General features: G+C 72.8%; 23 protein-coding genes. 7 read left to right on the forward strand and 16 right to left on the reverse strand.

The genetic code is table 11. The features are described 5' to 3' along the window. Positions 1 to 72 precede the first annotated feature (72 nt). The gene (locus tag ACZ7FF_RS40610; RefSeq protein WP_470819227.1) at positions 73 to 3,111 is read left to right on the forward strand and encodes an NACHT domain-containing protein; all 3,039 of its coding nucleotides are present in this window, start codon (positions 73 to 75) and stop codon (positions 3,109 to 3,111) included. A 65-nt stretch (positions 3,112 to 3,176) separates the two neighbouring features. Here ACZ7FF_RS40610 and ACZ7FF_RS40615 read toward each other — a convergent pair whose 3' ends face one another. Beyond that, a complete protein-coding gene (locus tag ACZ7FF_RS40615) occupies positions 3,177 to 5,702 on the reverse strand; it encodes an ATP-dependent Clp protease ATP-binding subunit (protein WP_470819230.1) in 2,526 nt (841 codons plus the stop codon). A 429-nt stretch (positions 5,703 to 6,131) separates the two neighbouring features. Between ACZ7FF_RS40615 and ACZ7FF_RS40620 the strand changes: the two genes are divergently transcribed. Continuing rightward, positions 6,132 to 6,776 carry an SCO3374 family protein gene (locus ACZ7FF_RS40620; RefSeq protein ID WP_470819232.1) on the forward strand — a complete coding sequence of 215 codons (645 nt, stop codon included), beginning with the start codon at positions 6,132 to 6,134 and terminating at the stop codon, positions 6,774 to 6,776. 48 nt (positions 6,777 to 6,824) lie between these two features. On the opposite strand, the gene ACZ7FF_RS40625 is transcribed toward ACZ7FF_RS40620, so the two are convergent. The 10 genes from ACZ7FF_RS40625 to ACZ7FF_RS40670 all read right to left on the reverse strand — a co-directional run bounded on the left by ACZ7FF_RS40625 (position 6,825) and on the right by ACZ7FF_RS40670 (position 15,300). Further along, a complete protein-coding gene (locus tag ACZ7FF_RS40625; RefSeq protein ID WP_030751806.1) occupies positions 6,825 to 7,160 on the reverse strand; it encodes a histone-like nucleoid-structuring protein Lsr2 in 336 nt (111 codons plus the stop codon). A 203-nt stretch (positions 7,161 to 7,363) separates the two neighbouring features. Next, on the reverse strand, positions 7,364 to 7,897 hold the full coding sequence (locus ACZ7FF_RS40630; protein ID WP_470819235.1) for an amino-acid N-acetyltransferase: 534 nt from the start codon (positions 7,895 to 7,897) through the stop codon (positions 7,364 to 7,366). Positions 7,898 to 7,906: 9 nt separating this feature from the next. Further along, on the reverse strand, positions 7,907 to 8,368 hold the full coding sequence (locus tag ACZ7FF_RS40635; RefSeq protein ID WP_470819237.1) for a BlaI/MecI/CopY family transcriptional regulator: 462 nt from the start codon (positions 8,366 to 8,368) through the stop codon (positions 7,907 to 7,909). A 187-nt stretch (positions 8,369 to 8,555) separates the two neighbouring features. After that, positions 8,556 to 8,735, reverse strand: a complete 180-nt coding sequence (locus ACZ7FF_RS40640; RefSeq protein WP_470819239.1) for a hypothetical protein — start codon at positions 8,733 to 8,735, stop codon at positions 8,556 to 8,558. 320 nt (positions 8,736 to 9,055) lie between these two features. After that, positions 9,056 to 9,694, reverse strand: a complete 639-nt coding sequence (locus ACZ7FF_RS40645) for a hypothetical protein (RefSeq protein WP_470819270.1) — start codon at positions 9,692 to 9,694, stop codon at positions 9,056 to 9,058. Between the two features lie 154 nt (positions 9,695 to 9,848). Next, complete coding sequence (locus ACZ7FF_RS40650) at positions 9,849 to 10,646, reverse strand: type III pantothenate kinase (protein ID WP_470819241.1); 798 nt, start codon at positions 10,644 to 10,646, stop codon at positions 9,849 to 9,851. A 5-nt stretch (positions 10,647 to 10,651) separates the two neighbouring features. Further along, positions 10,652 to 11,629, reverse strand: coding sequence for a carboxylating nicotinate-nucleotide diphosphorylase (gene nadC, locus ACZ7FF_RS40655; RefSeq protein ID WP_470819243.1), 978 nt, complete (start codon positions 11,627 to 11,629; stop codon positions 10,652 to 10,654). A 28-nt stretch (positions 11,630 to 11,657) separates the two neighbouring features. Beyond that, on the reverse strand, positions 11,658 to 13,367 hold the full coding sequence (locus ACZ7FF_RS40660) for an L-aspartate oxidase (protein WP_470819245.1): 1,710 nt from the start codon (positions 13,365 to 13,367) through the stop codon (positions 11,658 to 11,660). Continuing rightward, a complete protein-coding gene (gene panC / locus ACZ7FF_RS40665) occupies positions 13,364 to 14,356 on the reverse strand; it encodes a pantoate--beta-alanine ligase (protein ID WP_470819247.1) in 993 nt (330 codons plus the stop codon). Before panC ends, ACZ7FF_RS40660 begins: the two co-directional genes overlap by 4 nt. Beyond that, the gene (locus ACZ7FF_RS40670; RefSeq protein WP_470819249.1) at positions 14,353 to 15,300 is read right to left on the reverse strand and encodes a Rossmann-like and DUF2520 domain-containing protein; all 948 of its coding nucleotides are present in this window, start codon (positions 15,298 to 15,300) and stop codon (positions 14,353 to 14,355) included. The genes panC and ACZ7FF_RS40670 overlap by 4 nt, the downstream gene beginning before the upstream one ends. Positions 15,301 to 15,485: 185 nt before the next feature. On the opposite strand from ACZ7FF_RS40670, the gene ACZ7FF_RS40675 reads away from it, so the two are divergent. After that, positions 15,486 to 16,682 (forward strand): threonine aldolase family protein, encoded by a 1,197-nt coding sequence (locus ACZ7FF_RS40675; RefSeq protein ID WP_470819251.1) that lies wholly within the window; start codon positions 15,486 to 15,488, stop codon positions 16,680 to 16,682. 127 nt (positions 16,683 to 16,809) lie between these two features. Here the strand turns inward: ACZ7FF_RS40675 and ACZ7FF_RS40680 are convergent, their stop codons facing one another. Then, entirely contained in the window at positions 16,810 to 17,016 is a 207-nt protein-coding gene (locus ACZ7FF_RS40680; RefSeq protein ID WP_470819253.1) for a hypothetical protein, read from the reverse strand. Positions 17,017 to 17,191: 175 nt separating this feature from the next. Between ACZ7FF_RS40680 and ACZ7FF_RS40685 the strand changes: the two genes are divergently transcribed. Next, positions 17,192 to 18,295, forward strand: coding sequence for a DUF5937 family protein (locus ACZ7FF_RS40685; protein WP_470819254.1), 1,104 nt, complete (start codon positions 17,192 to 17,194; stop codon positions 18,293 to 18,295). Positions 18,296 to 18,328: 33 nt separating this feature from the next. On the opposite strand, the gene ACZ7FF_RS40690 is transcribed toward ACZ7FF_RS40685, so the two are convergent. Both ACZ7FF_RS40690 and ACZ7FF_RS40695 read right to left on the reverse strand, forming a co-directional pair. Further along, entirely contained in the window at positions 18,329 to 19,000 is a 672-nt protein-coding gene (locus tag ACZ7FF_RS40690) for a response regulator (protein WP_470819256.1), read from the reverse strand. A 101-nt stretch (positions 19,001 to 19,101) separates the two neighbouring features. Then, entirely contained in the window at positions 19,102 to 20,307 is a 1,206-nt protein-coding gene (locus ACZ7FF_RS40695; RefSeq protein WP_470819258.1) for a sensor histidine kinase, read from the reverse strand. Between the two features lie 118 nt (positions 20,308 to 20,425). On the opposite strand from ACZ7FF_RS40695, the gene ACZ7FF_RS40700 reads away from it, so the two are divergent. Continuing rightward, positions 20,426 to 21,457: an SAM-dependent methyltransferase gene (locus tag ACZ7FF_RS40700; protein ID WP_470819260.1), complete on the forward strand. Its 1,032-nt coding sequence runs from the start codon at positions 20,426 to 20,428 to the stop codon at positions 21,455 to 21,457. A gap of 7 nt (positions 21,458 to 21,464) precedes the next feature. Here the strand turns inward: ACZ7FF_RS40700 and ACZ7FF_RS40705 are convergent, their stop codons facing one another. Next, positions 21,465 to 22,616, reverse strand: a complete 1,152-nt coding sequence (locus tag ACZ7FF_RS40705; protein ID WP_470819262.1) for an NADH-quinone oxidoreductase subunit D — start codon at positions 22,614 to 22,616, stop codon at positions 21,465 to 21,467. 31 nt (positions 22,617 to 22,647) lie between these two features. Between ACZ7FF_RS40705 and ACZ7FF_RS40710 the strand changes: the two genes are divergently transcribed. After that, on the forward strand, positions 22,648 to 23,151 hold the full coding sequence (locus ACZ7FF_RS40710) for a PH domain-containing protein (RefSeq protein ID WP_470819264.1): 504 nt from the start codon (positions 22,648 to 22,650) through the stop codon (positions 23,149 to 23,151). Further along, on the forward strand, positions 23,148 to 24,509 hold the full coding sequence (locus ACZ7FF_RS40715) for a PH domain-containing protein (protein WP_470819266.1): 1,362 nt from the start codon (positions 23,148 to 23,150) through the stop codon (positions 24,507 to 24,509). The genes ACZ7FF_RS40710 and ACZ7FF_RS40715 overlap by 4 nt, the downstream gene beginning before the upstream one ends. Positions 24,510 to 24,584: 75 nt before the next feature. Here ACZ7FF_RS40715 and ACZ7FF_RS40720 read toward each other — a convergent pair whose 3' ends face one another. Then, positions 24,585 to 25,949 (reverse strand): hypothetical protein, encoded by a 1,365-nt coding sequence (locus ACZ7FF_RS40720; RefSeq protein WP_470819268.1) that lies wholly within the window; start codon positions 25,947 to 25,949, stop codon positions 24,585 to 24,587. Between the last annotated feature and the right edge of the window lie 206 nt (positions 25,950 to 26,155).

Raw genomic sequence — 26,155 nt, forward strand, 5'->3', positions numbered from 1 at the left:
CCCCGGCCTGATCCACCCGGCTAGGCTCCATCCGCAGGGTGTTCTGCGGTCGTACGACCACGGGGGTGGCGGATGGAGCCGACGGTACTGGGCAGCAAGCTGGCCTCCAGTGTGATCGGGCCACTGGTGAAGAAGCTGTTCGTCCAGGACGGCCCGGGGGCGGGGCTGGTCGACAAGCCGGTCCGGCTGTCCGCGCTCGTGTCCTTCCGGGGCGAGAAGCGGGCTCTGGGCGAGAAGGACGTCCACCGGCTGGCCGAGCGGATCGTGGCGCAGTCGGTGGAGTCCCCGGGGGAGGCCCCGTTCCCCGCCGACGAGCGGGCAGCCGTCGCCGGCGCCCTCGCCCGCAGGCTGCTGGCCCTCGGCGACCTGGAGATGGACGACGTACAGGCCGTGCGGCTCGGCCACCGCGAACTGGCCGAGAAGCTGCACCACGGCTCGGCCGCCTCCGACGGCCTCTCCGCGGACGCCTCCTTCTTCCTCGACTCGGCGACGGAGTGGGCCTGTCTGCAGATCCTGGAGTTCTTCACCCGGCGCTCCACCTTCGTCGCCCGGACCCTGGTCGAACACAGCCGCGCGCAGGCGGAACTCGTCGCCAGGGTCGACGAGCTGATCGCCCGCACCCCGCGCCCCGGCGCCGCCGACACGGCCTTCGAGCGCCGCTACCTGCCGTACGTCGCCGACCGGCACAACCACATCACCATCTACGGCGTCGACCTGCGCGACTCCCCCGACCGCTGGCCCCTCGAAGTGGCCTATCTGAGCCTGGAGGCGACCGCGGTCGAGGACCTTCGGCCGGACCCGGCGCCGGGCGAGCGCCCGACGGGCGGGACCGGCCGGCTGCGGGCCGAGGAGGCGCTGCTCACCGACTCCCGCGTGCTGCTGCGCGGTGACGCCGGCTCCGGCAAGACGACGCTGGTGCAGTGGCTGGCGGTGACGGCGGCCCAGGACGGCCACCGCATCCCCTACGTGCTCCCGCTGCGCACCCTGATCCGCTCGGGCCCCCTCCCTGGCCCGGCCGACTTCCTCAAGGCGGTGAGCTGCCCGCTGACCCCGCCGGACGGCTGGACCGACCGCGTGCTGACGGCCGGCCGCGGCCTGGTCCTGGTGGACGGCCTGGACGAGATCCCGGCCGCCGACCGCCACCGCACCCGCGACTGGCTGCGCTCCCTGCTCCAGGCCTACCCCGGCAACCGCTGGCTGCTGACCTCCCGCCCGACCGCCGTACGCCCCGACTGGCTGGCCCAGGAAGGCTTCCGCGAACTGACCCTGGCGCCGATGCACCGCTCGGAGGTCACGACGTTCGTGGGGCGCTGGCACGCGGCCGCACGCGCCCCGGAGTACGAGGGCCCGCTGCTGGACTCCCTGCGCACCAAACGCGACCTGGCCCGGCTCGCCACCAACCCCCTGATGTGCGGGCTGGTCTGCGCCCTGCACCGCGAACGCCGCGGCTACCTCCCGACCGGCCGCAAGGAGCTGTACGACGCCGCCCTCACGATGCTGCTCGCGCGCCGGGACCGGGAGCGCGGCATGGACATCGAGCTGAGCGAGGAGGCGCAGCTGGAGCTGCTGCAGCGGCTGGCGTACGCGCTGGTGCTGAGCGGCCGTACGGAGATGGACGCGGGCACGGCCGAGGGCATCGTGGAGCGGTGCCTGCCGGCGGTCGCGTCGGCGCAGGGGGACTCGGGAGCGGTGCTGCGGGCACTCCTGCTCCGCAGCGGCCTGCTCCGTCAACCGGCCGACGGCGTCGTCGACTTCGTCCACCGCACCTTCCAGGACTACCTGGGCGCACGGTACGCGGTGGAGGAGGGCCACCTCGACGTGCTGCTCAGCCACGCGTACGACGCCCAGTGGGAGGACGTCGTACGCATGGCGGTGGCCCACGCCCGGCCACGCGAACGCGTCTTCGTGCTACGGCAGTTGCTGTCGGGTGACACCCCGCGACTGACTCTGCTGGCGCTGGCGTGCCTGGAGCACGCGACCGCGCTGGACCCGGCGGTCCGGGCGGAGGTGGAGGCCCGCGCGGCCGCGTTGATCCCGCCGCGCACGACGGACGACGCACGCGCACTGGCCGAGGCCGGTCCCCTGGTCCTCGAACTGCTGCCGGGCCCGGAGGGGCTGACCGCGGCGCAGGCCCACGGAGTGACGGTCACCGCCTCGCTCCTCGGCTCGGACGAACCCGACGGGGCGCTGGCGGTGCTGCGACGCTTCCGTGACCACCCGGACCTGGACGTGCGCCGGCAACTGGTGGGGACGTGGGGCCGGTTCGACGCCGGGGTGTATGCCACCGAGGTGCTGGAGCACGTGGAGCGGACCGACCTCGTGCTGAGCTGCGAGACAGCCGAACAGCGCGACACCATGGCGCTGATGCGCCCCTGGCAGAGCCTCCTCCTCGAAGGGCCGCACCGGATCGAGGACATCGTGGCCGCCACACCCGATCCCGGGGCGGTGACCTCACTCGCCTTGCGTGGCGATCCCCTCCTCGCCGACGTGGGCGAGATCGCCGCCTTCAGCTCGCTCGATCATCTGTGGCTGACGGACTGCCCGGCGCTGCAGAGTCTGGCGCGGCTGTCCACGCTGCCCCTCGAATTCCTCGGCATCGAGGGGGGCATCGCCGTGAACGGACTGCGTTCGCTGCGCTCGCTCCACCGCCTCTCGGTGAACCAGGAACTGCACGCCTTCGACCTCACCGATGTGCTCCCGGTCGGTTCGCCGCTGGAATTCCTCCATCTCGGCCGCAACAGCACCGACGGCACCGGACTGTGCGGGCTGCAGCACTGGACGACGCTGCGCAGGCTGAGCCTCGGACCGCTGACGGCACCATTGACAGCCACGGACTGGGAGGCGGTCGCCGAGCTGCCCGAACTCGTCCGGCTACTTCTGGATGCGGCCGTGATCCGGGAGCGGCGGCTGTGTTTCGACCTGACGCCCGAGCTGCCCGGCCTGGAAGTGCTGCAGGTCTCCGGGATGGCCGGGCATGAGGACCTGTCCCCCTTCGTTCCTCGACTGCCGGGACTGCGCAAGCTGATCCTGGCCGGCCGGCCCGGTTCCGCTCTTTCGGCCTCCGTGTACGCCGGTCTCTTCCCCGGCGTGGAGATCGTCCTGGTGGGCTGACATGCCGAAGGGGCCGGTGCCCGAAGGCACCGGCCCCTTTTCGGCTCGGTCGGAACGCCGAAGGCTTACGCCTCCTTGCTCAGGTTCGGACCCGCTCCACCGGCCGCCTGCTCGATCGGCGGGACGTCCGGCAGGGCCGACTTCTCCTCACCGCGGAAGGTGAAGGTCTGGGACTCGCCCTCGCCCTCGGTGTCCACGACCACGATGTGACCGGGGCGCAGCTCGCCGAAGAGGATCTTCTCCGAGAGCGTGTCCTCGACCTCGCGCTGGATCGTCCGGCGCAGCGGCCGGGCGCCCAGGACCGGGTCGTAACCCTTCTTCGCCAGCAGCTCCTTGCCGGACTGGGAGAGCTCGATGCCCATGTCCCGGTCCTTCAGGCGCTCGTCCACCTTGCTGATCATCAGGTCGACGATCCGCAGGATGTCCTGCTGGGTCAGCTGCGGGAAGACGACCACGTCGTCGACACGGTTGAGGAACTCGGGCCGGAAGTGCTGCTTCAGCTCGTCCTGGACCTTGTTCTTCATGCGCTCGTAGTTGGTCTTCGTGTCACCCGAGGCCGCGAAGCCCAGGTTGAAGCCCTTGGAGATGTCCCGGGTGCCGAGGTTGGTCGTCATGATGATGACCGTGTTCTTGAAGTCCACGACCCGGCCCTGGGAGTCGGTCAGGCGACCGTCCTCCAGGATCTGCAGCAGCGAGTTGAAGATGTCCGGGTGCGCCTTCTCGACCTCGTCGAAGAGGACGACGGAGAACGGCTTGCGGCGGACCTTCTCGGTCAGCTGGCCGCCCTCCTCGTAGCCCACGTAGCCGGGGGGCGAACCGAAGAGACGCGACACCGTGTGCTTCTCGCTGAACTCCGACATGTCGAGGGAGATCAGCGCGTCCTCGTCACCGAAGAGGAACTCGGCGAGCGCCTTGGACAGCTCGGTCTTACCGACACCGGACGGGCCGGCGAAGATGAACGAACCACCGGGACGCTTCGGGTCCTTCAGACCGGCACGCGTACGGCGGATCGCCTTCGACAGCGCCTTGACGGCGTCGACCTGGCCGATGACCCGCTTGTGCAGCTCCTCCTCCATGCGGAGCAGGCGGCTGGACTCCTCCTCGGTCAGCTTGAAGACCGGGATGCCGGTGGCCGTGGCGAGGACCTCGGCGATCAGCTCGCCGTCGACCTCGGCGACGACGTCCATGTCGCCGGCCTTCCACTCCTTCTCCCGCTTGGCCTTGGCGGCCAGGAGCTGCTTCTCCTTGTCGCGCAGGGAGGCGGCCTTCTCGAAGTCCTGCGAGTCGATCGCGGACTCCTTGTCCCGGCGGACGGCGGCGATCTTCTCGTCGAACTCGCGCAGGTCCGGCGGAGCGGTCATCCGGCGGATGCGCATCCGGGAACCGGCCTCGTCGATCAGGTCGATCGCCTTGTCCGGCAGGAAGCGGTCGGAGATGTAGCGGTCGGCCAGGGTGGCGGCCTGGACCAGAGCCTCGTCGGTGATCGAGACGCGGTGGTGCGCCTCGTACCGGTCGCGCAGGCCCTTGAGGATCTCGATCGTGTGCGGCAGGGACGGCTCGGCGACCTGGATGGGCTGGAAGCGGCGCTCCAGGGCCGCGTCCTTCTCCAGGTGCTTGCGGTACTCGTCCAGCGTGGTGGCGCCGATGGTCTGCAGCTCACCGCGGGCCAGCATCGGCTTCAGGATCGAGGCGGCGTCGATGGCGCCCTCGGCGGCACCCGCACCGACCAGCGTGTGCAGCTCGTCGATGAACAGGATGATGTCGCCGCGGGTGCGGATCTCCTTGAGGACCTTCTTCAGGCGCTCCTCGAAGTCACCGCGGTAGCGGGAACCGGCGACCAGGGCACCGAGGTCCAGGGTGTAGAGGTGCTTGTCCTTGAGGGTCTCGGGCACCTCGCCCTTGACGATGGCCTGGGCGAGGCCCTCGACGACGGCGGTCTTGCCGACGCCGGGCTCACCGATCAGCACCGGGTTGTTCTTGGTACGGCGGGACAGCACCTGCATGACCCGCTCGATCTCCTTCTCGCGCCCGATCACCGGGTCGAGCTTGGACTCGCGGGCGGCCTGGGTGAGGTTCCGGCCGAACTGGTCCAGGACGAGCGAGGTCGAGGGGGTGCCCTCGGCCGGGCCGCCGGCGGTGGCGGTCTCCTTGCCCTGGTAACCGGAGAGCAGCTGGATGACCTGCTGCCGCACCCGGTTGAGGTCTGCGCCCAGCTTGACCAGGACCTGGGCGGCGACACCCTCGCCCTCACGGATCAGGCCGAGCAGGATGTGCTCCGTGCCGATGTAGTTGTGGCCCAGCTGAAGAGCCTCGCGGAGCGACAGCTCCAGGACCTTCTTGGCACGGGGGGTGAAGGGAATGTGGCCGGACGGGGCCTGCTGGCCCTGGCCGATGATCTCCTCCACCTGCTGGCGGACCGCCTCAAGCGAAATGCCGAGGCTCTCCAGGGCCTTAGCGGCGACACCTTCACCCTCGTGGATGAGACCCAGGAGGATGTGCTCGGTGCCGATGTAGTTGTGGTTGAGCATCCGGGCTTCTTCCTGAGCCAGGACGACAACCCGCCGCGCGCGGTCGGTGAACCTCTCGAACATCGTTAATCGCTCCTCAGAGCGGTCAGGCAGTGGGGGGAACTTCCCCTCCCTGTCCTTCCGCAGCTTAGTCCCGCAAGCGGGGACCGCTCATTCCAACTGCCGACACCGTCCTTGGCCTCCTGACCCCGAACGCCGACATCTGCTCCAACCCGATGGTGCGAGACGATGTTCCCGCAGGCCAGGCAGTTACCCCACTCGCCGCTACGCCGATGGCGAACGTGAGACGGCCTGTCCCGCGCGTCGCCCCCTCCCACTAGGCATGTCTTACCCGCAGGCACTGACACTCCATGCCGCGTGCACCGGTTCCCTCCGCTATGGGCGAACAACCCCGCACTCCCCGTACCCCCACGCGCCCCCTTTTCCGGCACTCTGTGCGATCGACAGCGGACCCAGCGTAACTTGAGGGTCCTCCCGCCGGTTGCACTTGGCATGGTTGGCTCGGTATCCACCACTTCCACGGTCCCCCTTCCCCGCCGGTCCGTCGATCCGGGCGGGCCACAGACCCGCCGCACACCGTCCGGACCACGGTCGTGGGCCCGGCACTGGTACGAGAACGATCTGGGCTGGGCGACAGTGCCCGGACGGCCGCTGCGCCTGCTCACAGGGGTGCGGTTCGACGTCCTGGACGTGCCGGCCGAGGCGGGCGCGGGGGCGCTGCGGCATCTCGCGCCGGGCTCTCCGGTGGCGCTTCGGGGCGACCGGATGGAGCTGCTGGTGGCCGCGGGCAGCGCGGAGGAGCTTCCGGGGCTGCTGGAATGGCTGGAGTGGGGCGCCGTCACCCTGGACCTGCGGGCGCTGGGGGCGGGCGGCGCCATCGAGGCCCCGCTCATGCCGGGGACGCCGCCCGCGCGGGCAGGGTCCTTGCAGGGGGCCGCCGTGTGGCTGCGGCCCCCCGGGCCGGGGCGCGAGGCCGAGTCCTCGCTGCCGGCGATGCCGGCCGTGGGGCGCGAGGGGAGCGCCCCCGATCTCGTACGACTGATGGACACGGTGGCAGCACGATGTCACCGGGTCCGGCTTGGGCGCGCTTGTGCCGGGCCGCCCGTTCGCCGGCGGAATCGGCCGCCGGTCTCGTAGTGGGCCGTGTGGGAATCAGCCGCCGGCCATCTCGTGGCCGTGCGGGAATCAGCCGTTGGCCTTCTCGTACGCCTCACGGATGGACGCGGGAACACGGCCGCGGTCGTTGACCTCGTAACCGTTCTCCTTCGCCCAGGCGCGGATCGCCGCGGTGTCCTGGTTGCCGCCGGAAGCGGCACGGGCCTTTCCGCGCCCACCCGAAGCACGGCCACCGGTACGCCGGCCGCCCTTCACATAAGGGTCGAGAAGGCCACGCAGCTTGTCCGCATTGGCAGTGGTGAGATCGATCTCGTACGTCTTGCCGTCCAGCGCGAACGTCACGGTCTCGTCCGCCTCGCCGCCGTCGAGGTCGTCGACAAGAAGGACCTGAACCTTCTGTGCCACCGGATTTCCTTTCATCGATAACGTTGTGGGTCAGGGGTGTGCGGCGTCCGCCGTTTCGCCGCCCCTGTTATATGCAGTACTGCAGTACGTCGGAAAGCAAACCGCTTTTGCCGGAAAAACACAAACCCCTGGGAGTCCCACAGCGGACGGCCCCCGTCCGGAAAGCTGCGCGTTTCGGACATAGGGCACCTGGGCAATGACGATCACAGATGCAGAAGCATCCGGCTGTTGCCCAAGGTGTTCGGTTTCACTCGTTCGAGACCCAGGAACTCCGCGACGCCCTCGTCATAGGAACGCAACAGCTCCGCGTACACATCGGTGTCGACCGGTGTCTCGCCGATCTCCACGAAGCCGTGCTTCCCGAAGAAGTCCACTTCGAAGGTCAGGCAGAAAACCCGGCGAACGCCGAGCCAGCGCGCGGTCTGCAGCAACTTCTCCAGCAACTGATGGCCGACACCCGCCCCCTTGAGGCCGGGCTTCACCGCCAGAGTGCGGACTTCCGCGAGGTCCTCCCACATGACGTGCAGCGCGCCGCAGCCGACCACCTCGGCGTTGTCGTCGCGTTCCGCGACCCAGAACTCCTGGATGTCCTCGTAAAGCATGACCGTGGCTTTGTCGAGCAGGATGCGGTCGCGGACGTAGGCGTCGAGGAGGTCGCGAACGGCCGGGACATCGCTGGTCCGGGCCCGGCGGACGGTAAGGGCTTTTGCGGAGACTTCGGGACGCTCTGCTGACATGAGCGGACGCTATCGCCCGGCGGCGCCCTCTGCCGAGCCGGGGTTCTCCTCCCGCGGAGCCTGTGCGGCTTCCCGTTCCCCCTCTTCGGGGGCTTCCCCAGGGCGGGCCTCGGGGGCTTGGGGCGCTTCCGGGGCTTCTTGGGTTTCCGGTCCCTGGACGATGCGTACGGCATCCCTGAGGGCCTGGCGCTGTTCCTCGCTCATCATCCCGAAGAAGGCGACGAGAGCGGCGGCCGGGTTGTCGCTCTGCGACCAGGCGTCGTTCATGAGGGCGGCGGCGTACGCGGCGCGCGTCGACACGGCCTCATATCGATAGGCCCGTCCCTCCGCCTCGCGGCGCACCCAGCCCTTCTGATGGAGATTGTCCAAAACGGTCATCACGGTGGTGTACGCGATGGTGCGTTCCTGCTGGAGGTCTTCCAGGACTTCTCGAACGGTCACCGGGCGGTTCCACTTCCACACCCGCGTCATGACCGCGTCTTCGAGTTCTCCCAATGGGCGAGGCACAACTCAGAACAATAGTGGGAGATCCCGACAATGGCGTGCCGGACGTGCGCCAAGGCTACAAACAGGAACAAAAAGGGCGTACGGCTCGGAAGGCACCGCAGGGGTGCGGGAGTCGTACGCCCTGGTCCGGCGTCGAGCGGCAGGCGTGTGCTCAGGCGTCGCCGGCGGCGGGGGCCTGACCCACGCTCTCCGCGCGCGCGAGGGCGGCGTCGACGGCCGCATCCTCCTTGGCCTTGGCGGCGCCGCCCTGGGTCTTCACGATCACCCTGACCACACCGATGAAGAACACGGCCATGACGACCGGGGGCACGAGCGCGGAGACGTAGTCCATGCCCTCCAGGGTAGCCAGGCGGGAACGGGCGAAAGGGGCGGGGTGGGCGAACCGCCCCCACCCCGTCGAGGGACCTTCGGCACACTCGCCTTGACCTGCGCGAAAGCCCCACCGCCCGACACGCCGACGCCCCCGCGGCGGACGGGAACATCGCTTGCCCGGGTCCCCAGGGGCAGCCGAAGGCGGACGGCGCGGCGGCGCCGAGGGGCGGCCGATGGGGGCGGGGTCGGGCCCTTGCGGGGCGAGGTCGGCCCCATGGGGGGCGCGGTCGGGGGGGGGCGGGGGGCCGTGGGGGCGCGTCGTGACCCTGGGATGCGGGGTCAGCCGACCGCGAGTTGGCGCGGGGGCGCCGGGGGCTTGCGGCGCGGGAAGACCTCGCCGGGCGTGGGGACGGGCCGTTTCGGCGCGGCGGGCTCCGGTTCGGGGGCGGGGCGCTCGGCAGGGGCCGGGCCGGGCTTCGGAGCGGGCTTCTGCGCGGGTTTCTCCGCGTCCCTGGACTCCGGCGCCCGGACCTCGCCCGCGCCGCCCGCAAGGGCCGTCAGGCGCGTTCGGGCGGGCGGTACGGCGGGCGCCGGGACCTTGCGCGCGCCCTGGGCGAAACGCGCCCGCACATCCTGCTCGGCCAGCGCCTGGCAGCGGTCCAGGAGCGCCGCCGCGGCGGCGCTCCCGCGCAGCGCCCGCAGCGCGGCGAGGTCGTCCGGCGTCGGCCGGTGCCCGGCGCCCAGCGCCTCCTCCAGCAGGGCGAAATAGCCGGCCGCGGTACCCGGGAGCGCGGCCCGGTACCGGCCGAGATCCGCCACCAGGAAGGCGCGCAGTCTCGCCCCCTCGCACATCGCCTCGTCGAGCGACTCGGCGAGCCGGAAGCAGTCCTTGACGTCCTCGGCGGACGCCTGGCCGGGGTGAAGGGCGAGGGCGAGGGCGCGGCGGAGCACTCGCAGCTCCTCCACGCCGAACGCCATGCCGCCGCGGGATCCGTATGGCGTGGGCATGCGGGCGACGCTACCGCTAATCGGACAAAAGTGACGAATCGGGAAGTTGTGTCGCCGCGTGTCGCTGCCGGTTTCCCTCGACCGGGGTCACGGGCCTGGTCGGCGCCCGCGGGGCGCCGGACCGTCACAGCCGCGACACGTTCCGTTCGTACACCAGGCGCAGCCCGATCAGGGTGAGCCACGGCTGGTGCTCGTCGATCACCGAGGACTCCCCCAGCACCATCGGCGCGAGCCCGCCCGTGGCGATCACCGTCACGTCGTCCGGATCGTCGGCCAGCTCACGCGCCATACGGCTGACGACCCCGTCGACTTGTCCGGCGAACCCGTAGACGATGCCCGCCTGCATGGCCTCGACGGTGTTCTTGCCGATCACGCTGCGCGGCCTGGCCACCTCGATCTTCCGCAGCTGCGCGCCCTTCACGCCGAGCGCCTCCACGGAGATCTCGATACCCGGCGCGATGACCCCGCCGACGTACTCCCCGCGCGCGGAGATCGCGTCGAACGTGGTCGCCGTGCCGAAGTCCACGACGATCGCCGGGCCGCCGTACATGTCGACGGCCGCGACCGCGTTGATGATGCGGTCCGCGCCGACCTCCTTGGGGTTGTCGGTGAGGATCGGCACGCCCGTCTTCACGCCCGGCTCCACCAGGACCGCCGGCACGTCCCCGTAGTAGCGGCGGGTGACCTCACGCAGCTCGTGCAGGACCGACGGGACGGTGGCGCAGATCGCGATGCCGTCGATGCCGTCCCCCAGCTCGTCGCCGAGCAGCGGGTGCATGCCCATCAGGCCCTGGAGCAGCACGGCCAGTTCGTCGGCCGTGCGGCGGGCGTCGGTGGAGATGCGCCAGTGCTCGACGATGTCCTCGCCGTCGAACAGGCCGAGGACGGTGTGCGTGTTGCCGACGTCGATGGTGAGCAGCATGGCCGTTACTCCGCCTCGCGCAGGTCCAGGCCGATGTCCAGGCTCGGCGAGGAGTGGGTGAGCGCGCCGACCGCCAGGAAGTCCACGCCGGTCTCGGCGTACGCGCGCGCGTTGTCGAGCGTCAGCCGGCCGGAGGCCTCCAGCAGCGCCCGGCCGCCGGCGATGCCCACGGCCTCCGCGCACTCACCGGGCGTGAAGTTGTCCAGCAGGATCAGGTCGGCGCCCGCGTCGACCACCTCGCGCAGCTGGTGCAGGGTGTCGACCTCGACCTCGATCGGCACGTCCGGGAAGGACTCCCGTACGGCCTTGAAGGCCTGCGCCACGCCACCGGCGGCGACCACGTGGTTGTCCTTGACCAGGGCCGCGTCGGAGAGCGACATGCGGTGGTTGACGCCCCCGCCGCAGCGGACGGCGAACTTCTCCAGCGACCGCAGGCCCGGCGTCGTCTTGCGGGTGTCGCGGACCTGCGTGGGGGTGCCCTCCAGAGCGTCCGCCCACGCGCGCGTGGCGGTCGCGATGCCGGACAGGCGGCACAGGATGTTCAGCGCGCTGCGCTCGGCGGTGAGCAGGTCGCGCGTGCGCGTGGTGACCGACAGCAGCTTCTGCCCGGCCTCGACGAGGTCTCCGTCCTCGACGTGCCGCTCGACCTCGAACTCGTCCGTGCAGACCACGGAGAGCACGGCCTCGGCGACACGGAGGCCGGCGGCGACGCCCCCCTCGCGCGCGGTGAAGTCGGCGGTGGCCACCGCCTCCTCGGGGATCGTCGACACGGTGGTCACGTCCACGCCGCCGGCCAGGTCCTCCTGGATGGCGACGTTGGCGATGTCCTCGACCTCGACCGGGTCGAGACCGGCAGCGGCCAGCAGCTCGGCGAGCGCGGGGTCCAGCCCGCACTCCAGATACTCCTCGTCGCCGTCCGCGCCGCACGCGCAGCCGTCGCCGCAGCCGCCGGTCGGGGCGAGAGGAAGGTCGTCGGTGCTCACGTCTGTCACTGCTCCTGGGCGCTGGGTGTTACCGGATAGGGGGGAAGTCTGCGGTGTCGGTCGTGCGCACGGCCAGCGACCGGTCCGGATTGAGCCGTACGACGATGTGCCGCCGCCAGTTCGCGTCGTCGCGCTCGGCGTGGTCCTCGCGCCAGTGGCAGCCGCGGGTCTCCTCGCGCAGCCGGGCGGCGGCGACCAGGACACGGCCCACGCACAGGAGGTTGGTGGCCTCCCAGGTGTCGACGCCGGGCTCGGCGGTCTTGCCGTTCTCGGCCAGCGCGTCGCGGGCCTCGGTGTGCAGCCGCTGGAGCTGGTCCGCGGCCGTCTCCAGAGACTCCGCCGAGCGCAGGACGCCGGCGCCCCCGGTCATGATCCGCTGGATGGCGAAACGCGCCTCTGGGGCGAGCAGCGGGTGCGCGGGCTTGTCCGGGTGCGGCACCGGTGCGGGCACGCGCGCGTGGAGGCCGTCCGAGGCGTGGGCCGCGGCGATGTCGACGGCGATCCGCTCGGCGTAGACGAGGCCTTCGAGGAGCGAGTTTGAGGCGAGCCGGTTGGCGCCGTGCACGCCGGTGCAGGCGACCTCCCCGCACGCGTACAGACCGGGCACCGTCGTCCGGCCCCGGGCGTCGGTACGGACGCCGCCGGAGGCGTAGTGGGCGGCCGGGGCGATCGGGATGGGCTCGGTGACCGGGTCGATGCCGTTGGCGCGGCAGGCGGCCAGGATGGTCGGGAAGCGGTTCTCCCACATCTCGGTGCCGAAGTGCCGGGCGTCGAGGAACATGTGCTCGGCGTCCAGCTCCTGCATGCGCCGCATGATGCCCTTGGCGACGACGTCCCGGGGCGCGAGCTCGGCCAGTTCGTGCTGCCCGACCATGAAGCGCACGCCGTCGCCGTCGACCAGGTACGCGCCCTCGCCGCGCACCGCCTCGGAGACGAGCGGCTGCTGGCCCTCCGCGTCCGCGCCGAGGAACAGCACGGTGGGGTGGAACTGCACGAACTCCAGGTCGCTGACCTCGGCGCCCGCGCGCAGCGCCAGCGCCACGCCGTCGCCGGTCGAGACGGAGGGGTTGGTGGTCGCGGAGAACACCTGGCCCATGCCGCCGGTCGCGAGGACCACCGCGGGGGCGTGCACGGCGCCCACGCCGTCGTGCTGGCCCTCGCCCATCACGTGCAGCGTGACGCCGGCGGTGCGGCCCTCGGCGTCGGTGAGCAGGTCGAGCACGAGCGCGTTCTCGATGGTGCGCACCCCGCGCGCGTGGACGGCTTCCACGAGCGCCCGGGAGACCTCCGCGCCGGTCGCGTCGCCGCCCGCGTGCGCGATCCGCCGGCGGTGGTGACCGCCCTCGCGGGTGAGGTGGATGTCGCCCTCGTCGTCGGTGTCGAAGTGGGCGCCGGTGGAGATCAGCCGCCGCACCGCGTCGGGGCCCTCGGTGACGAGGATCCGCACGGCCTCCTCGTCGCACAGGCCCACGCCGGCCACCAGGGTGTCGTCGAGGTGCTGTTCGGGGGTGTCGCCCTCGCCCAGGGCGGCGGCGATGCCGCCCTGCGCCCAGCGCGTGGAGCCGTCGTCCAGGCGGGCCTTGGTGACGACGACCGTCGTCAGGCCCGCGGCCTCGCAGCGCAGCGCCGCGGTCAGACCGGCCACCCCGGAGCCGACGACGACCACGTCCGCCGAGATGCTCCAGCCGGGGGCCGGGGCGTGCAGTCGTATGCCTGTACTGGTGCCTGTGCTGGTCACGAGGCGGCTCCGAAGGTGAGAGGAAGGTTGTCGATCAGCCGGGTCGAGCCGACCCGGGCGGCGACGGCGAGGACGGCCTCGCCGGTGAAGCCGTCGCCGATCTCCGTGAAGTCGGACGGGTCGACGAGCGCGAGGTAGTCCAGTTCCAGCGGCGGTTCGAAGCGGGCGGCCTCGTCCAGGGCCTGGCGGGCGGCCGCCCGTACGGCCGCCGGGCCGCCGGGGGACGCGGTGGCCACCGCGTGCGCGTCGGCCGCCGCGCGGGACTCCCCTATGGCGCTCAGCGCCTCGGCACGCGCGTGCGTGGCGGGCACTTCGCGCGCCCGCGCGCGCAGCGCCTCCTGCGCGGCGTGCCGGTCGCGGCCCGCGAACAGCGCGCGGGACAGCGCGAGGGCGGTGGCACGCTCGGCGGGCGAGAGGTAGCGGTTGCGGCTGGAGAGGGCGAGCCCGTCCTCCTCGCGCACGGTCGGCACGGCGACGATGTCGACACCGAAGTTCAGGTCCCGCACCATGCGCCGGATCAGGGCCAGCTGCTGGGCGTCCTTCTGACCGTAGAGGGCCACGTCGGGGCGGGTGAGGTGCAGCAGCTTGGCGACGACGGTGAGCATGCCGTCGAAGTGCCCGGGCCGCGAGGCGCCCTCCAGGCGTTCGCCCATGGGGCCCGCCGTGATGCGCACCTGGGGTTCGCCGCCCGGATAGACCTCGTCGACGGAGGGCGCGAACAGGGCGTCGGCGCCCGCCTGTTCGGCGAGCTTCAGGTCGGCGTCCAGGGTGCGCGGGTAGCGGTCCAGGTCCTCGCCCGCGCCGAACTGCAGCGGATTGACGAAGACGGTGACGACGACCTCGCCGTCGGGCCCGGCGATCTCGCGGGCCGCGCGGACGAGGGTGGCGTGGCCCTCGTGCAGGGCTCCCATGGTCATCACGACGGCGCGGCGGCCCTGGCGTACGCGCGCGTGCAGCTCTTCCGCGGTGCTCAGCAGGGCGGTGGTCATCGGTCCTTCCCCTCCGTGCCGTCGGTGCCGTTCGTGCCGCCGATCCCGTCGGCGAGCACGCCGAGCAGGTCCTCCGCGAGTTCCGGCTTCAGCAGCCCGTGCGCGAGGGCCCGGTCGGCCGTCGCGCGGGCCATCGCCAGATAGCCCGCGACGGTCTGCGGGGCGTGCCTGCGCAGCTCGCCGATGTGCGCGGCGACCGTGCCGGCGTCCCCGCGCGCGACGGGCCCGGTGAGGGCCGCGTCACCGGAGCGCAGAGCGTTGTCCAGGGCGGCGCCGAGCAGCGGGCCGAGCATCCGGTCGGGGGCCTCGACGCCGGCCGTGCGCAGCAGGTCCATGGACTGCGCGACCAGCGTGACCAGGTGGTTGGCGCCCAGGGCGAGGGCCGCGTGGTAGAGCGGGCGGTTCTCCTCGCTGATCCACTCGGGCTCGCCGCCCATCTCGATCACCAGGGCCTGGGCGGCGAGCCGCAGTTCCTCGGGCGCGGTGACGCCGAAGGAGCAGCCCGCCAGGCGCTGGACGTCCACCGGGGTGCCGGTGAAGGTCATCGCCGGGTGCAGGGCCAGCGGCAGCGCGCCCGCGCGCAGGGCGGGTTCGAGGACCTTCGTGCCGTACCGGCCGGAGGTGTGCACGAGCAGCTGTCCCGGCCGGACCGCGCCGGTCTCGGCGAGCCCGGAGACCAGTCCGGGCAGGACGTCGTCGGGAACGGTGAGCAGCACCAGGTCGGCGCGCTCCAGGACCTCGGCGGGCGGCGCCATCGGCACGTCCGGGAGCATGGTCTCGGCACGGCGCCGGGAGGCGTCGGACACACCGGAGACCGCCACCGGGCGGTGCCCGGCGAGCTGGAGGGACGCGGCCAGCGCGGGGCCCACCCGGCCGGCGCCGACGACACCGACGGTGAGCCGCGCGGGGCGGTCCCTGAGGTCTTGCTGATGGACTGTACTCACGCGACGGCGGCCTTCCCGTTCCAGTCCGCTCTGGGTACCGGACGATTTCTCGTCATGTTAACGCTATCTCGGTCCGGCGCCGACCGGTTGTCCACAGGCTGTGGGTTACGCCACGCCTTCGTCGCCGCCGCGCCACCCGGAATATCCGGTGCCGCGCGCGGGCCCGGCACGGCATCATCCCGGGCATGACCGACATGGCTGGGCAGGGCCCGGAGCACGAGACCGAACAGGGCGGGGAACCGTCGGCACAGGAGGGGCTGCGGGAGCGGCGCGCGGCCGCCCAGCGGCGGGCACGGCGCACGCTGTCCCGGGCCGGCTGGGGCGGCACCATCCGCGAACGCCTGGCGCATCTGACCGAGGCGGCGCCCGGGGTCCACGACCTGGACGAGCCGGCCGACGTCTACGGCAACCGGATCGTGGCCGCGCTGGAGGAGCGGGTCGCGGGCCTGCTCGGCACGGAGGCCGCCGCGTTCTTCCCGACGGGCACGATGGCCCAGCAGGTGGCTCTGCGCTGCTGGGCGGGCCGCACCGGCGACCCGACGGTTGCCCTGCACGCCCTGTCCCATCCCGAGATGCACGAGCGGAACGCCTTCAGCCAGGTCAGCGGCCTGCGCCCGGTGAAGGTGGGCAGCGGTCCCCGGCTGCCCACGGCCGCAGAGATACGCGACTTCGAGGAGCCCTTCGGGGCGCTGATGCTGGAACTTCCCCTGAGGGACGCCGGTTTCGTGCTGCCCACCTGGCAGGAACTGACCGAGGTCGTCGAGGCCGCACGGGAGCGCGACGCGGTGGTCCACTTCGACGGCGCGCGCCTGTGGGAGTGCACGGAGCACTTCGAGCGGCCCCTCGATGAGATCGCGGGCCTCGCCGACAGCGTCTACGTGTCGTTCTACAAGTCCCTCGGCGGCTTCGGGGGCGCCGCGCTCGCCGGCCCGAGGACGCTGATGGAGGAGGCGAAGACCTGGCGGCACCGGTACGGCGGGATGATCTTCCAGCAGTTCCCGACGGTGCTGTCGGCGCTCGTCGGGCTCGACCAGGAGCTGCCCCGGCTGCCCGAGTACGTGCGCCACGCGCGCGTGGTGGCCGCCGCGCTGCGCGAGGGGCTCGCCGAGGCCGGGGTGGCGTGGGCGCGCGTGCACCCCGAGGTGCCGCACACCCACGAGTTCCAGGTCTGGCTGCCGTACGAGCCGGACGTGGTGGGCGAGGCGGCCGTCCGCCAGGCCGAGGAGACCTCGGTGATGCTCTTCTCGAACGGCTGGACCGAGCAGGGGCCCGGCCTGTCGTACACGGAGGTCGTCATCCGTGCCGCCGGCCTGGAGTGGACCGCCGACGACGTCCGCGCCGCCGTGCGGCACTTCGTGGACCGCCTGCCCGGCAAGGTCTGAGCCCGGCGCCCGAGGCACCGTACGGCCACCCGCCCGGCAAGGTCTGAGCCCGGCGCCCGAGGCTTCCCGCGCGCCTGCTCGGCCGAGGCGCGCGGCTTCGTGCGCCCGACCGCCGGACGCGGCCGGGCTACAGCGCGCGCGTGCGGAGCCGGCGGGCCAGGGCGAGCCGGAGGCGGCCCCGGGCCGGGCGACCGGCGACGACCGCGCGGAAGCGCCGGTAGTCGCGCAACTCCCGCAGGGCGGCGAGGTCGTGACGGCCCGGCGCGGGCGGCTGCGGCTCGCCGTGCACGCGGGCGCGGTGGCTGTCGAGGAGGTACTGCTGCGTGATGCTCATGACGGATCGGCCTTCTGGGGGCGTGGGCTTCTCACCGACGGCTCGGTGAGAGACCGGGCTCCGCGGCCGGCCCGGTGCCCTCACCCTGCTCGCGGCCCCGGACGGATGTCCCGCGGATTGACGGCTGCCGTCAATCCGCGGGGCGCTGTCAGTGGGCCGGTGCACGATGGAGGGCATGAGCGTGACCATCGACATCACCGGGCTCCCGCCGGAGCGGGTCTCCGTCGTGCCCTCGCCACTGGCGGAGCTGGGGATGGCCCTTCACGCGCTCAGCGAGCCCGGCCACCACCCCGACCTGCAGGGCTGGGCGACCGCCGCCTCGGCCCGGCTGGACGCCCGGCTGGCCGACCGGCTGTGCGAGGCCGACTTCCTGTGGCGCACGACGTTCTCGGACGTCTTCGCCCCGTTCGCCGGGCTCCCGGGCCGGCGCGCGCTGCCGGGCGCCACGCTCGCCGAGGAACTGGACCAGCTCGACGAACTGACGGACGGGCAGTTCGTCCACGCGGCCCTGGAGTTCACCTGCCAGCTGCGCTACGACGTCCGCGAGCGCGGCCCGCTCGACGACCCGGAGCTGCGCCGGCGCTCCCTGGAGCTGGCCGCCGCGCGCGGCGCCGTGCAGGAGCGGTTCACGCGCCGGCTGCTGGAGGATCCGCCCGTCGTCCGGGCCTGGTTCCGGGAGCTGATGCTCGACTGCGACGAGGCCTTCTTCGCCGACACCTGGGCCCGAGTCCAGCCCCAGCTCGCCGCGGACGCCCGGCACAGGACGGAACTGCTGCGCCGCAAGGGCCTCCCCGAAGCGCTCAGGTCCCTCTCGGGCGCCGTCTCGGTGGACGAGGAGGCCGCGCTCGTCACCGTCGACAAGCTGCTGGTGGGCCACGCCGCGACGGGCGACGGCGGGCTGGTCCTGGTGCCCACCGGTCTCGGCCGGCCGCATCTGATGGTCCTGCACCGGTTCGGCTGGCAGCCCTCGATCACCTACCCGGTGAGCGGCTCCCGTCCTCAGGCCCCGTCCGTCGACCAGCTCACGCGCCGCCTGGAGGCGCTGGCCCACCCGGTGCGGATGCGGCTGTGCCGGCACCTGGCGCGCGCCCCGCACACCACGGGCGAACTGGCCGACGCGCACGGCATGTCGGCGCCCGAGATATCCCGGCACCTCGCGGTGCTGAGGAAGGCGGGCCTGATCACCGGCTGCCGCCGCGGCCGGTACGTCCAGCACCAGCTGGACCTCTCCGCGGTGGCCCGGCTGGGCAGCGACTTCATCGAGGGCGTCCTGCGCTGAAGCCGCCCCGTGTGCCCGCCGGCGCGGGGGGTCTCAGCCCTGGCCACCCGCGCGGACCAGGCCGGTCTCGTAGGCCAAGACCACCACCTGCACGCGGTCGCGCAGGCCGAGCTTCGTCAGGATGCGGCCCACGTGGGTCTTCACGGTCGCCTCGGACAGCACCAGCCGCCCCGCGATCTCGCCGTTGGACAGGCCCTGCGCGACCAGCACCATCACCTCGCGCTCACGGTCGGTGAGCCGCTCCAGCTCCTTGTGCCGGGGCTCCTTGCCGCTGGACGGCAGCATCGGCGCGAAGCGGTCGAGCAGACGCCGGGTGGTGGAGGGCGCCACCACGGCGTCGCCGCTGTGCACGGCGCGGATGGCGGCCAGCAGCTCCCCCGGCGGCACGTCCTTGAGCATGAAACCGGAGGCGCCCGCCTTCAGCCCGGAGAAGGCGTACTCGTCCAGGTCGAACGTGGTCAGGATCAGCACCTTGGGCGCACCCGGCTCCGCGCAGATCCGCCGGGTGGTCTCGACACCGTCGAGCTTCGGCATGCGGACGTCCATCAGGACGACGTCGACGGCGGTGGCGCTCAGCACCTGGAGGGCCTCGACGCCGTCGCCCGCCTCCGCGACGACCTCCATGTCCGGCTGGGCGGCGAGCACCATCCGGAACCCGGTGCGCAGCAGCACCTGGTCGTCGACGAGCATCACGCGGATCGTCATCGGGTCCTCTTCCGTCCGTTCGGTTGTCCGGTGCCGGCGGCGGCCGTCGTGGGCCGCCGCCGGCCGGGTGTGACAGGTGTCAGTACGGGGTGTGCGGGGCGTCAGTGCGCCGGTTTGAGCGGCAACAGGACGCTGATGCGGAATCCTCCGCCCGGACGCGGGCCGGCGTCCAGCGTGCCGCCGACCATGCCGACGCGCTCGCGCATGCCGATCAGGCCGTGCCCCTGCCCGTCGGCGCCGCCCTCCTCGTACAGCTCGTGCGGGGCGCCCTTGCCGTCGTCCTCCACGAGCAGGCCGAGCCCGTCGTCGAAGTAGACCAGCCGGACGCTCGCCCCCGCGTTGGGCCCGCCGTGCTTGCGGGTGTTGGTGAGCGCCTCCTGCACGATCCGGTACGCGGTCAGCTCCACCCCGCTGGGCAGCGGGCGCGCGGTGCCCTCGACCTTGAAGTCGACGGGCAGTCCGGAGGTGCGGCACTGCTCGATCAGCTCGTCGATCTGCTCGACGTCGGGCTGCGGATTGTATTCCCCGCCCTCCTGGTGCTCCCCGGTGCGCAGCACGCCCAGCAGGCGGCGCATCTCGGCGAGGGCCTGCCTGCCGGTCGAGGAGATCGTCTCCAGGGCCTTCTTGGCCTGGTCGGGGGCGGCGTCGAGGACATAGGCGGCGCCGTCGGCCTGCACCACCATCACCGACACGTTGTGCGCGACGACGTCGTGCAGCTCGCGTGCGATACGGGCGCGCTCGGCGGCGACCGCGACCTTCGACTGCGCCTCGCGCTCCTTCTCCAGCCGGGCCGCGCGCTCCTCCAGCTGGGCGAAGTAGGCACGGCGGGTGCGCATGGAGTCGCCGAGCACCCAGGCGAGCGCGAAGGGCACCGTCTGGAAGACCACGATGGCGATCTGCCCGAGGAAGCCGGTGTGCTGGGCCGGCCAGCGGGTCTGGGCGAGGGCCGCCGCGAAGAAGCTCACCGTGAGGGCGAGCCGGGAGGCCCAGCGCGCGCCCATCGTCGCCACGGTGTAGGTGATCACCAGCATGGCGAAGTCGGCGACGGTCGTCTCCACGTCCAGCACCAGCTGCGCGAGCCCGGTGGCGAGCGCGAGCAGCAGCATGGCCTCCGGGAACCGGCGGCGCAGCGCGACGACGACGCACAGCACCGCCGACACGGCGATCCCCGCGGCGAGCGATCCGTGGTGGTCGGGCGCCCCGCTGAGATTGACCACGCTCACGCAGGACAGCCCGAACAGGACGACGGCCCAGAAGGAGTCGACCCAGGTCGGGTGTCGGCGGAGGAAGTCATAGAGGCGCTGCACGTAACCCAGAGTAGGGAAACCGGATGCGTGCAGGGGTCAACCGGAGGACCGATCCGCGCCCGGCGGACGTACTCCGCAAGGTGGAGGGCGTGATCAGCTGTGCGCCTAGTCTGGTCCCGTGGCGGATGAGACGAGGGCGGCCGGCTCAGGCGAGGAGCGCGGCTGGCGCGCGGCCACCGAGGCGGCGCTGTACGGCCCCGGCGGCTTCTATCTGCGCCCGGAGGGTCCGGCCGGTCACTTCCGTACGTCCGTGCACGCCTCGGCGCTGTTCGCACGGTCCGTGGCCCTGCTGCTGTGCCGGGTCGACGAGGCTCTCGGGCGGCCCCCGGTGCTGGACTTCGTCGACATGGGCGCCGGGCGGGGCGAGCTGGCCGCCGGTGTGCTGGCCGCCCTGCCGGCCGGCGTGGCCGCACGCGCGCGCGTGCACGCCGTCGAGCTCGCCGGCCGCCCGGCGGGCCTGGACGAGCGGATCACCTGGTCGAACCGGCCCCCGGAGGCGGTCACCGGGCTGCTGTTCGCCAACGAATGGCTGGACAACGTGCCCGTGGACGTCGTCGAGGTGGACTCCGCGGGCCTGCCCCGGGTCGTGCTCGTCGCGAAGGACGGCTCCGAGCGGCTCGGGGAGCCCGTGACGGGCCCGGCGGCGCGCTGGCTCGCCCGGTGGTGGCCGCTGCCGGCCGAGGAGGGACCGCGGGCGGAGATCGGGCTGCCCCGGGACGAGGCGTGGGCGTCGGCGGTGCGCCGGGTGGTGCGGGGGCTGGCGGTGGCCGTGGACTACGCGCACACCGTGGACACCCGCCCGCCGTTCGGCACGCTCACCGGCTTCCGCGAGGGCCGCGAGACGGCCCCCGTCCCGGACGGCTCCTGCGACATCACGTCCCACGTGGCCCTGGACGCATGCGCGGCGGCCTGCACGGCGGACGCCTCCCCGGACACGGCCGGCGTGCGCCTGCTCACGCAGCGGGCCGCTCTGCGGGCCCTCGGCGTCACCGGTGAACGCCCCCCGCTGGCGCTGGCCTCGACGGATCCCGCCGCCTACGTGCGTGCCCTCGCGGGCGCGGGCGAGGCCGCCGAGCTCACCGCGCCGGGCGGTCTCGGCGACTTCGGCTGGCTGCTGCGGCCGGTCGGGATCGCGGACCCGCTCGCCTGAGGCGGGCCTACTTGTCGATGTCGCCGACCACGAAGAACATCGACCCCAGGATCGCCACCATGTCCGCCACCAGCGTCCCGGGCAGCAGCTCGGTCAGCGCCTGGATGTTGTTGTACGACGCCGAGCGCAGCTTGAGCCGGTACGGCGTCTTCTCACCCTTGCTGACCAGGTAGTAGCCGTTGATGCCGAGCGGGTTCTCGGTCCAGGCGTACGTGTGGCCCTCGGGGGCCTTCAGCACCTTCGGCAGACGCTGGTTGATCGGTCCGGGCGGCAGCTCGGCGAGCCGGTCCAGACAGGCGTCGGCGAGGTCCAGCGCGTTGTGGGTCTGCTCCAGGAGGACCTCGAAGCGGGCCAGGCAGTCGCCCTCGCTCCGGGTGACGACCTTCAGCGTGTCCTGGAGCTCGCCGTAGGCCAGGTAGGGCTCGTCGCGGCGCAGGTCGAAGTCGACGCCCGCCGCGCGCGCGATGGGCCCGCTCACTCCGTAGGCGTGCACGATCCCCGGTGTGAGTGTCCCCACGCCACGCGTGCGTCCCCGGAAGATCTCGTTGCCGAGCACCAGGTCGTCGAAGACGTCCGTGCGCGAGCGCACGGCGGCGACAGCGGCACGCGCGCGTGCCGTCCATCCGGCGGGCAGGTCCTCCTTGAGGCCGCCGACGCGGTTGAACATGTAGTGCATGCGCCCGCCGGAGACCTCCTCCATGACGTTCTGCAGCACCTCGCGCTCGCGGAACGCGTAGAACACCGGGGTGATCCCGCCCAGCTCCAGCGGATACGAGCCGAGGAACATCAGGTGGTTCAGCACCCGGTTCAGCTCGGCGAGCAGCGTGCGCGTCCACACCGCCCGGCCGGGGACCTCCATGCCGAGCATCCGCTCCACGGCGAGGACCACACCCAGCTCGTTCGAGAACGCCGACAGCCAGTCGTGGCGGTTGGCGAGCATGATGATCTGCCGGTAGTCGCGCGCCTCGAAGAGCTTCTCGGCACCCCGGTGCATGTAGCCGATCACGGGCTCGGCGTGCACGATGCGCTCACCGTCCAGCACGAGCCTGAGCCGCAGCACGCCGTGCGTGGACGGGTGCTGAGGGCCGATGTTGAGCACCATGTCGGTGCTTTCCGCGGCGCCGCCGATCCCGACCGTGGTCTCCGTCGTAGGAGTCATGGCCCCAGTTTCCCCTACGTACGCTGGCCCCATGGAGACGGGGAGCCCGGAAGCGACCGGGACACCGGGGGACGAGACGATCTGGCGGGGGCTGCCGCCCGGGCTGTTGCGGCTGCGCCGGACGCTGCTGGTGACGGGGACGGGAGTGCTCGCGGCCGCGGTCGCGCTGCTCCTGGGCCTGCTGGCGGGGCCCGCATGGGCGGCCTTCGCGCTGCTCCCCGTGGCGTGCGCCGCGTGGTGCTGGAGGCTGCTGGGGCGCAACTGGCGCTCGTGGCGGTACGCCGAGCGCGCCGACGACCTGCTGATCAGCCGCGGCGTCATGTGGCACGAGGAGACCGTGGTGCCGTACGGGCGGATGCAGCTGGTGGAGGTCACCTCGGGCCCCGTGGAGCGGCGCTTCGGGCTGGCCACCGTTCAGCTGCACACGGCGGCCGCCGCGACCGACGCGACGATCCCGGGCCTGGACCCGGCCGAGGCGGAGCGGCTGCGCGACCGGCTCACCGAGCTGGGCGAGGCCCGTTCGGCGGGCCTGTGACGGCCTCGGACGCCGGCGACGGCATACCGCGGCGCCCGCCGACCGCCGAACGCCGGCTGCACCCGGTGACGCCCTTCCGCCGGGCGTGGGCGCCGGTCGCCGTGCTCGCCGGATGGGCGGCGCACGACCCGAACGGGACGCAGGAGCAGCTGACGAGGCTGACCGGCGCCATGCTCCTGCTGGGACTCGCGGTGCTGGTGCCGGTGGCCGGCCTGTACGGTTTCCTGTCCTGGTGGTGCACGCACTTCGCGGTCACCGACACCGAACTGCGCATCCGCAGCGGGCTGCTGTTCCGGCGCTCCGCGCACATCCGGCTGGAGCGCATCCAGGCCGTGGACGTCTCCCGTCCCCTCCTCGCGCGCGTGGCGGGCGTCGCGAAGCTGCGGATCGACGTCGTGGGCGCCGACAAGAAGGACGAGCTGGCCTTCCTCGGCGAGCAGGAGGCACGCGCCCTGCGGGCGGAGCTGCTGGCGCGCGCGGCGGGCTTCACACCCGAGACGGCGCGGGAAGTGGGCGAGGCGCCGGCGCGGCAGTTGCTGCGCGTGCCCCCGCGCGCGCTGGTGTGCTCCCTGCTGCTGACCGGCGCCACCTGGGGCTCGCTGTGCGCCGCGCTCGTCGTGCCGACCGTGCTGTGGTTCGCCACCCACAACCTGTGGACGGTCGTCGGCACCGCGCTGCCGCTGGCCGGCGCGGCCGGCGCGCGCAGCGCGGGACGGTTCGTCACCGAGTTCGACTGGACGCTGAGCACGTCCCCCGACGGGCTGCGCATCGACCACGGGCTGCTCGACCGCGCGCACGAGACCGTGCCGCCCGGCCGGATACAGACCGTGCGGATCGTCGAGCCGGTGCTCTGGCGGCTGTGGAGGTCCCCGGGCCCGGAGGGGAGCGGGCGGGGCTGGGTGCGGGTGGAGCTGGACGTGGCCGGGTCCGCCAACTCCGTGCTGGTACCGGTCGCCCCGCGCGCGGTCGCCGAGTCGCTCGTCGCACGCGTGCTGCCCGGGGTGACGGTGCCTCAGGAACCGGCACGGCCGCCGCGTCGGGCCCGCTGGTGCCTCCCGGTGTGGTGGCGGGGACACCGCCTCGCCGTCGACGACAGGGTGTTCGCCGCCCGGCGGGGCCTGCTGCGCCGCAGGCTCTCGCTGGTCCCGCACGCCAAGGTGCAGAGCGTACGGCTCACCCAGGGGCCCTGGAAGCGCTGCTGGGGCCTCGCCGACGTCCACGTGGACACCGGCGCCGACAAGACCGTCACGGTCCGCCTGCGGGACGCCGTGGCGGCCGGGCGGCTCCTGCACGAGCAGGCGGAGCGGTCCCGTACCGGCCGCAGGGACGCCGGCCCGGACCGCTGGATGACCGGCTGACCCCGGCCGGTACGACACGGAGGCCCGGTTCCCCCGCGGGGGAACCGGGCCCGGTGTACGGCGCCTGGCGCCGGTTCAGGACGCGGCGCTGCGCAGCCCCTGGATGTCGATCTGCTCCGTCTCGTCGTGCGCGGTCAGGTCGATGACCTGGCCGACACCGCGCGAGCGGGCGTCGGCGGGCTTGAACTCCGCCTCGGCCTCCGCCTTGTGCACGGCCAGGGCCTCCTCGCCGACGACGTCGGCGAGGTCCTCGTTCTGCACGGAGTCCAGTGCGGTCCTCGGCTCTTCCTTCTGGGTGCCGAAGAAGTCGAAGCCGCCCTCGACCATCGGGCGCCGCGTGGGCGCGGCCGGTACGACGGCCACGGCGGTCGGCACCGTGAAGTGCCCCGCGGGCGGCTGTCCCGCGGGCTTGGCGTGCTCGGCCGGGGTCGTCGAGGCGGTGTCCACGCGCGCGTGCACGTCGGGGGCCTCGGACCGGTCCGCCGCCGCGGCTTCCTCGCCCGCCTCGTCGTCCATGGCGTCGGCGACGTTCTCGGCGCCCTCACGGGCGTCGGTGCCCTCGGCGTCCGTTCCGGACGGCACGGCCGCCTCGCTCCGGGCGGTCACGACCTCCTCGGCGCCTTCTCCTTTGGCATCGGGCCCGGCCTCGGTCCCGTCCGGCTCGTCCTCGGACACGGCGTCCTCGGCACCGGCGCCCTCGGGCTCGTCGTCCTCGGGCGACTCGGCGTTCTCCGGATCGGCGTCGGCGTCAGGGGCCGCGTCCGCGTCGGAGGGAGCGTCCCGGTCGAACCGGGCCAGGGCGGTCAGAGCACGCCCGTACAGCTCGGAGCCCTCCGAGGAGAACACGGCGTGCGCCTTGGGCTCGTCGGCCGAGGCCTCCTCGGAAGCCTCGGTGTCGGCGGTCTCCGCGGCCGGCTCGACCGGCTCTGTCGGCTCCGGTTCGGCGCTCCGGGCGGGCGGCAGCGCGGGCGCGGACGACGGCACGGTCGCCTCGATCTCCAGCAGCCGGCGGCCCTCCAGGGCGCTCGCGCGCTCGGTCTCCGCGGTGGCGTAACGGCGCAGCAGGGCGGCGTGCTCGTTGCGCAGGCCGGCCAGCTCCTTGCGCTTGGCGCGCAGCCGCTGCTCCAGCTTGGCGCGCAGCTCGCGGGACTCCTCGAGGTCGGTCTCCAGTTCGGCGACCCGCTCCTCGAAGCGCCATTCGTCACCCGCACGCGCGCGCGTGAGGTCGGCGACCTGCTTGCCCGCGTGGATGTCCCAGCGGCGCATCACGAACGCGCCGGCGAGCGCCGTCACGGCGGCGGCCCCGGCCAGGGCCCGCAACACCATGGCCTCGGAGAACACCCAGGGACCCAGCGCGCAGACGACGGAGACACCGGCGATCGCCGAGGGAGGCAACAGCCGGTGCAGAGGGGGTGAATGGCGGTGGCGTCCACGTGGCATGGCCAGAAACTTACCGCGCGTAGGCGAATCGCGGACCCCCGCCCCGTAAAAACACAGCCATCCCGTTGGCTTCACGGAGCGTCAGGCCCGGTCGGTTCAGTGGGCGACCAACCGTGAGCTGAGCCACTGGAGCGCTCCCGGGATCTCCCGCTTCCAGGTGTTGAAGTTGTGGCCGCCGCTGGGAAGGATGATCGACGAAATCCTGG

The organism is Streptomyces sp. NPDC037126, assembly GCF_055605965.1.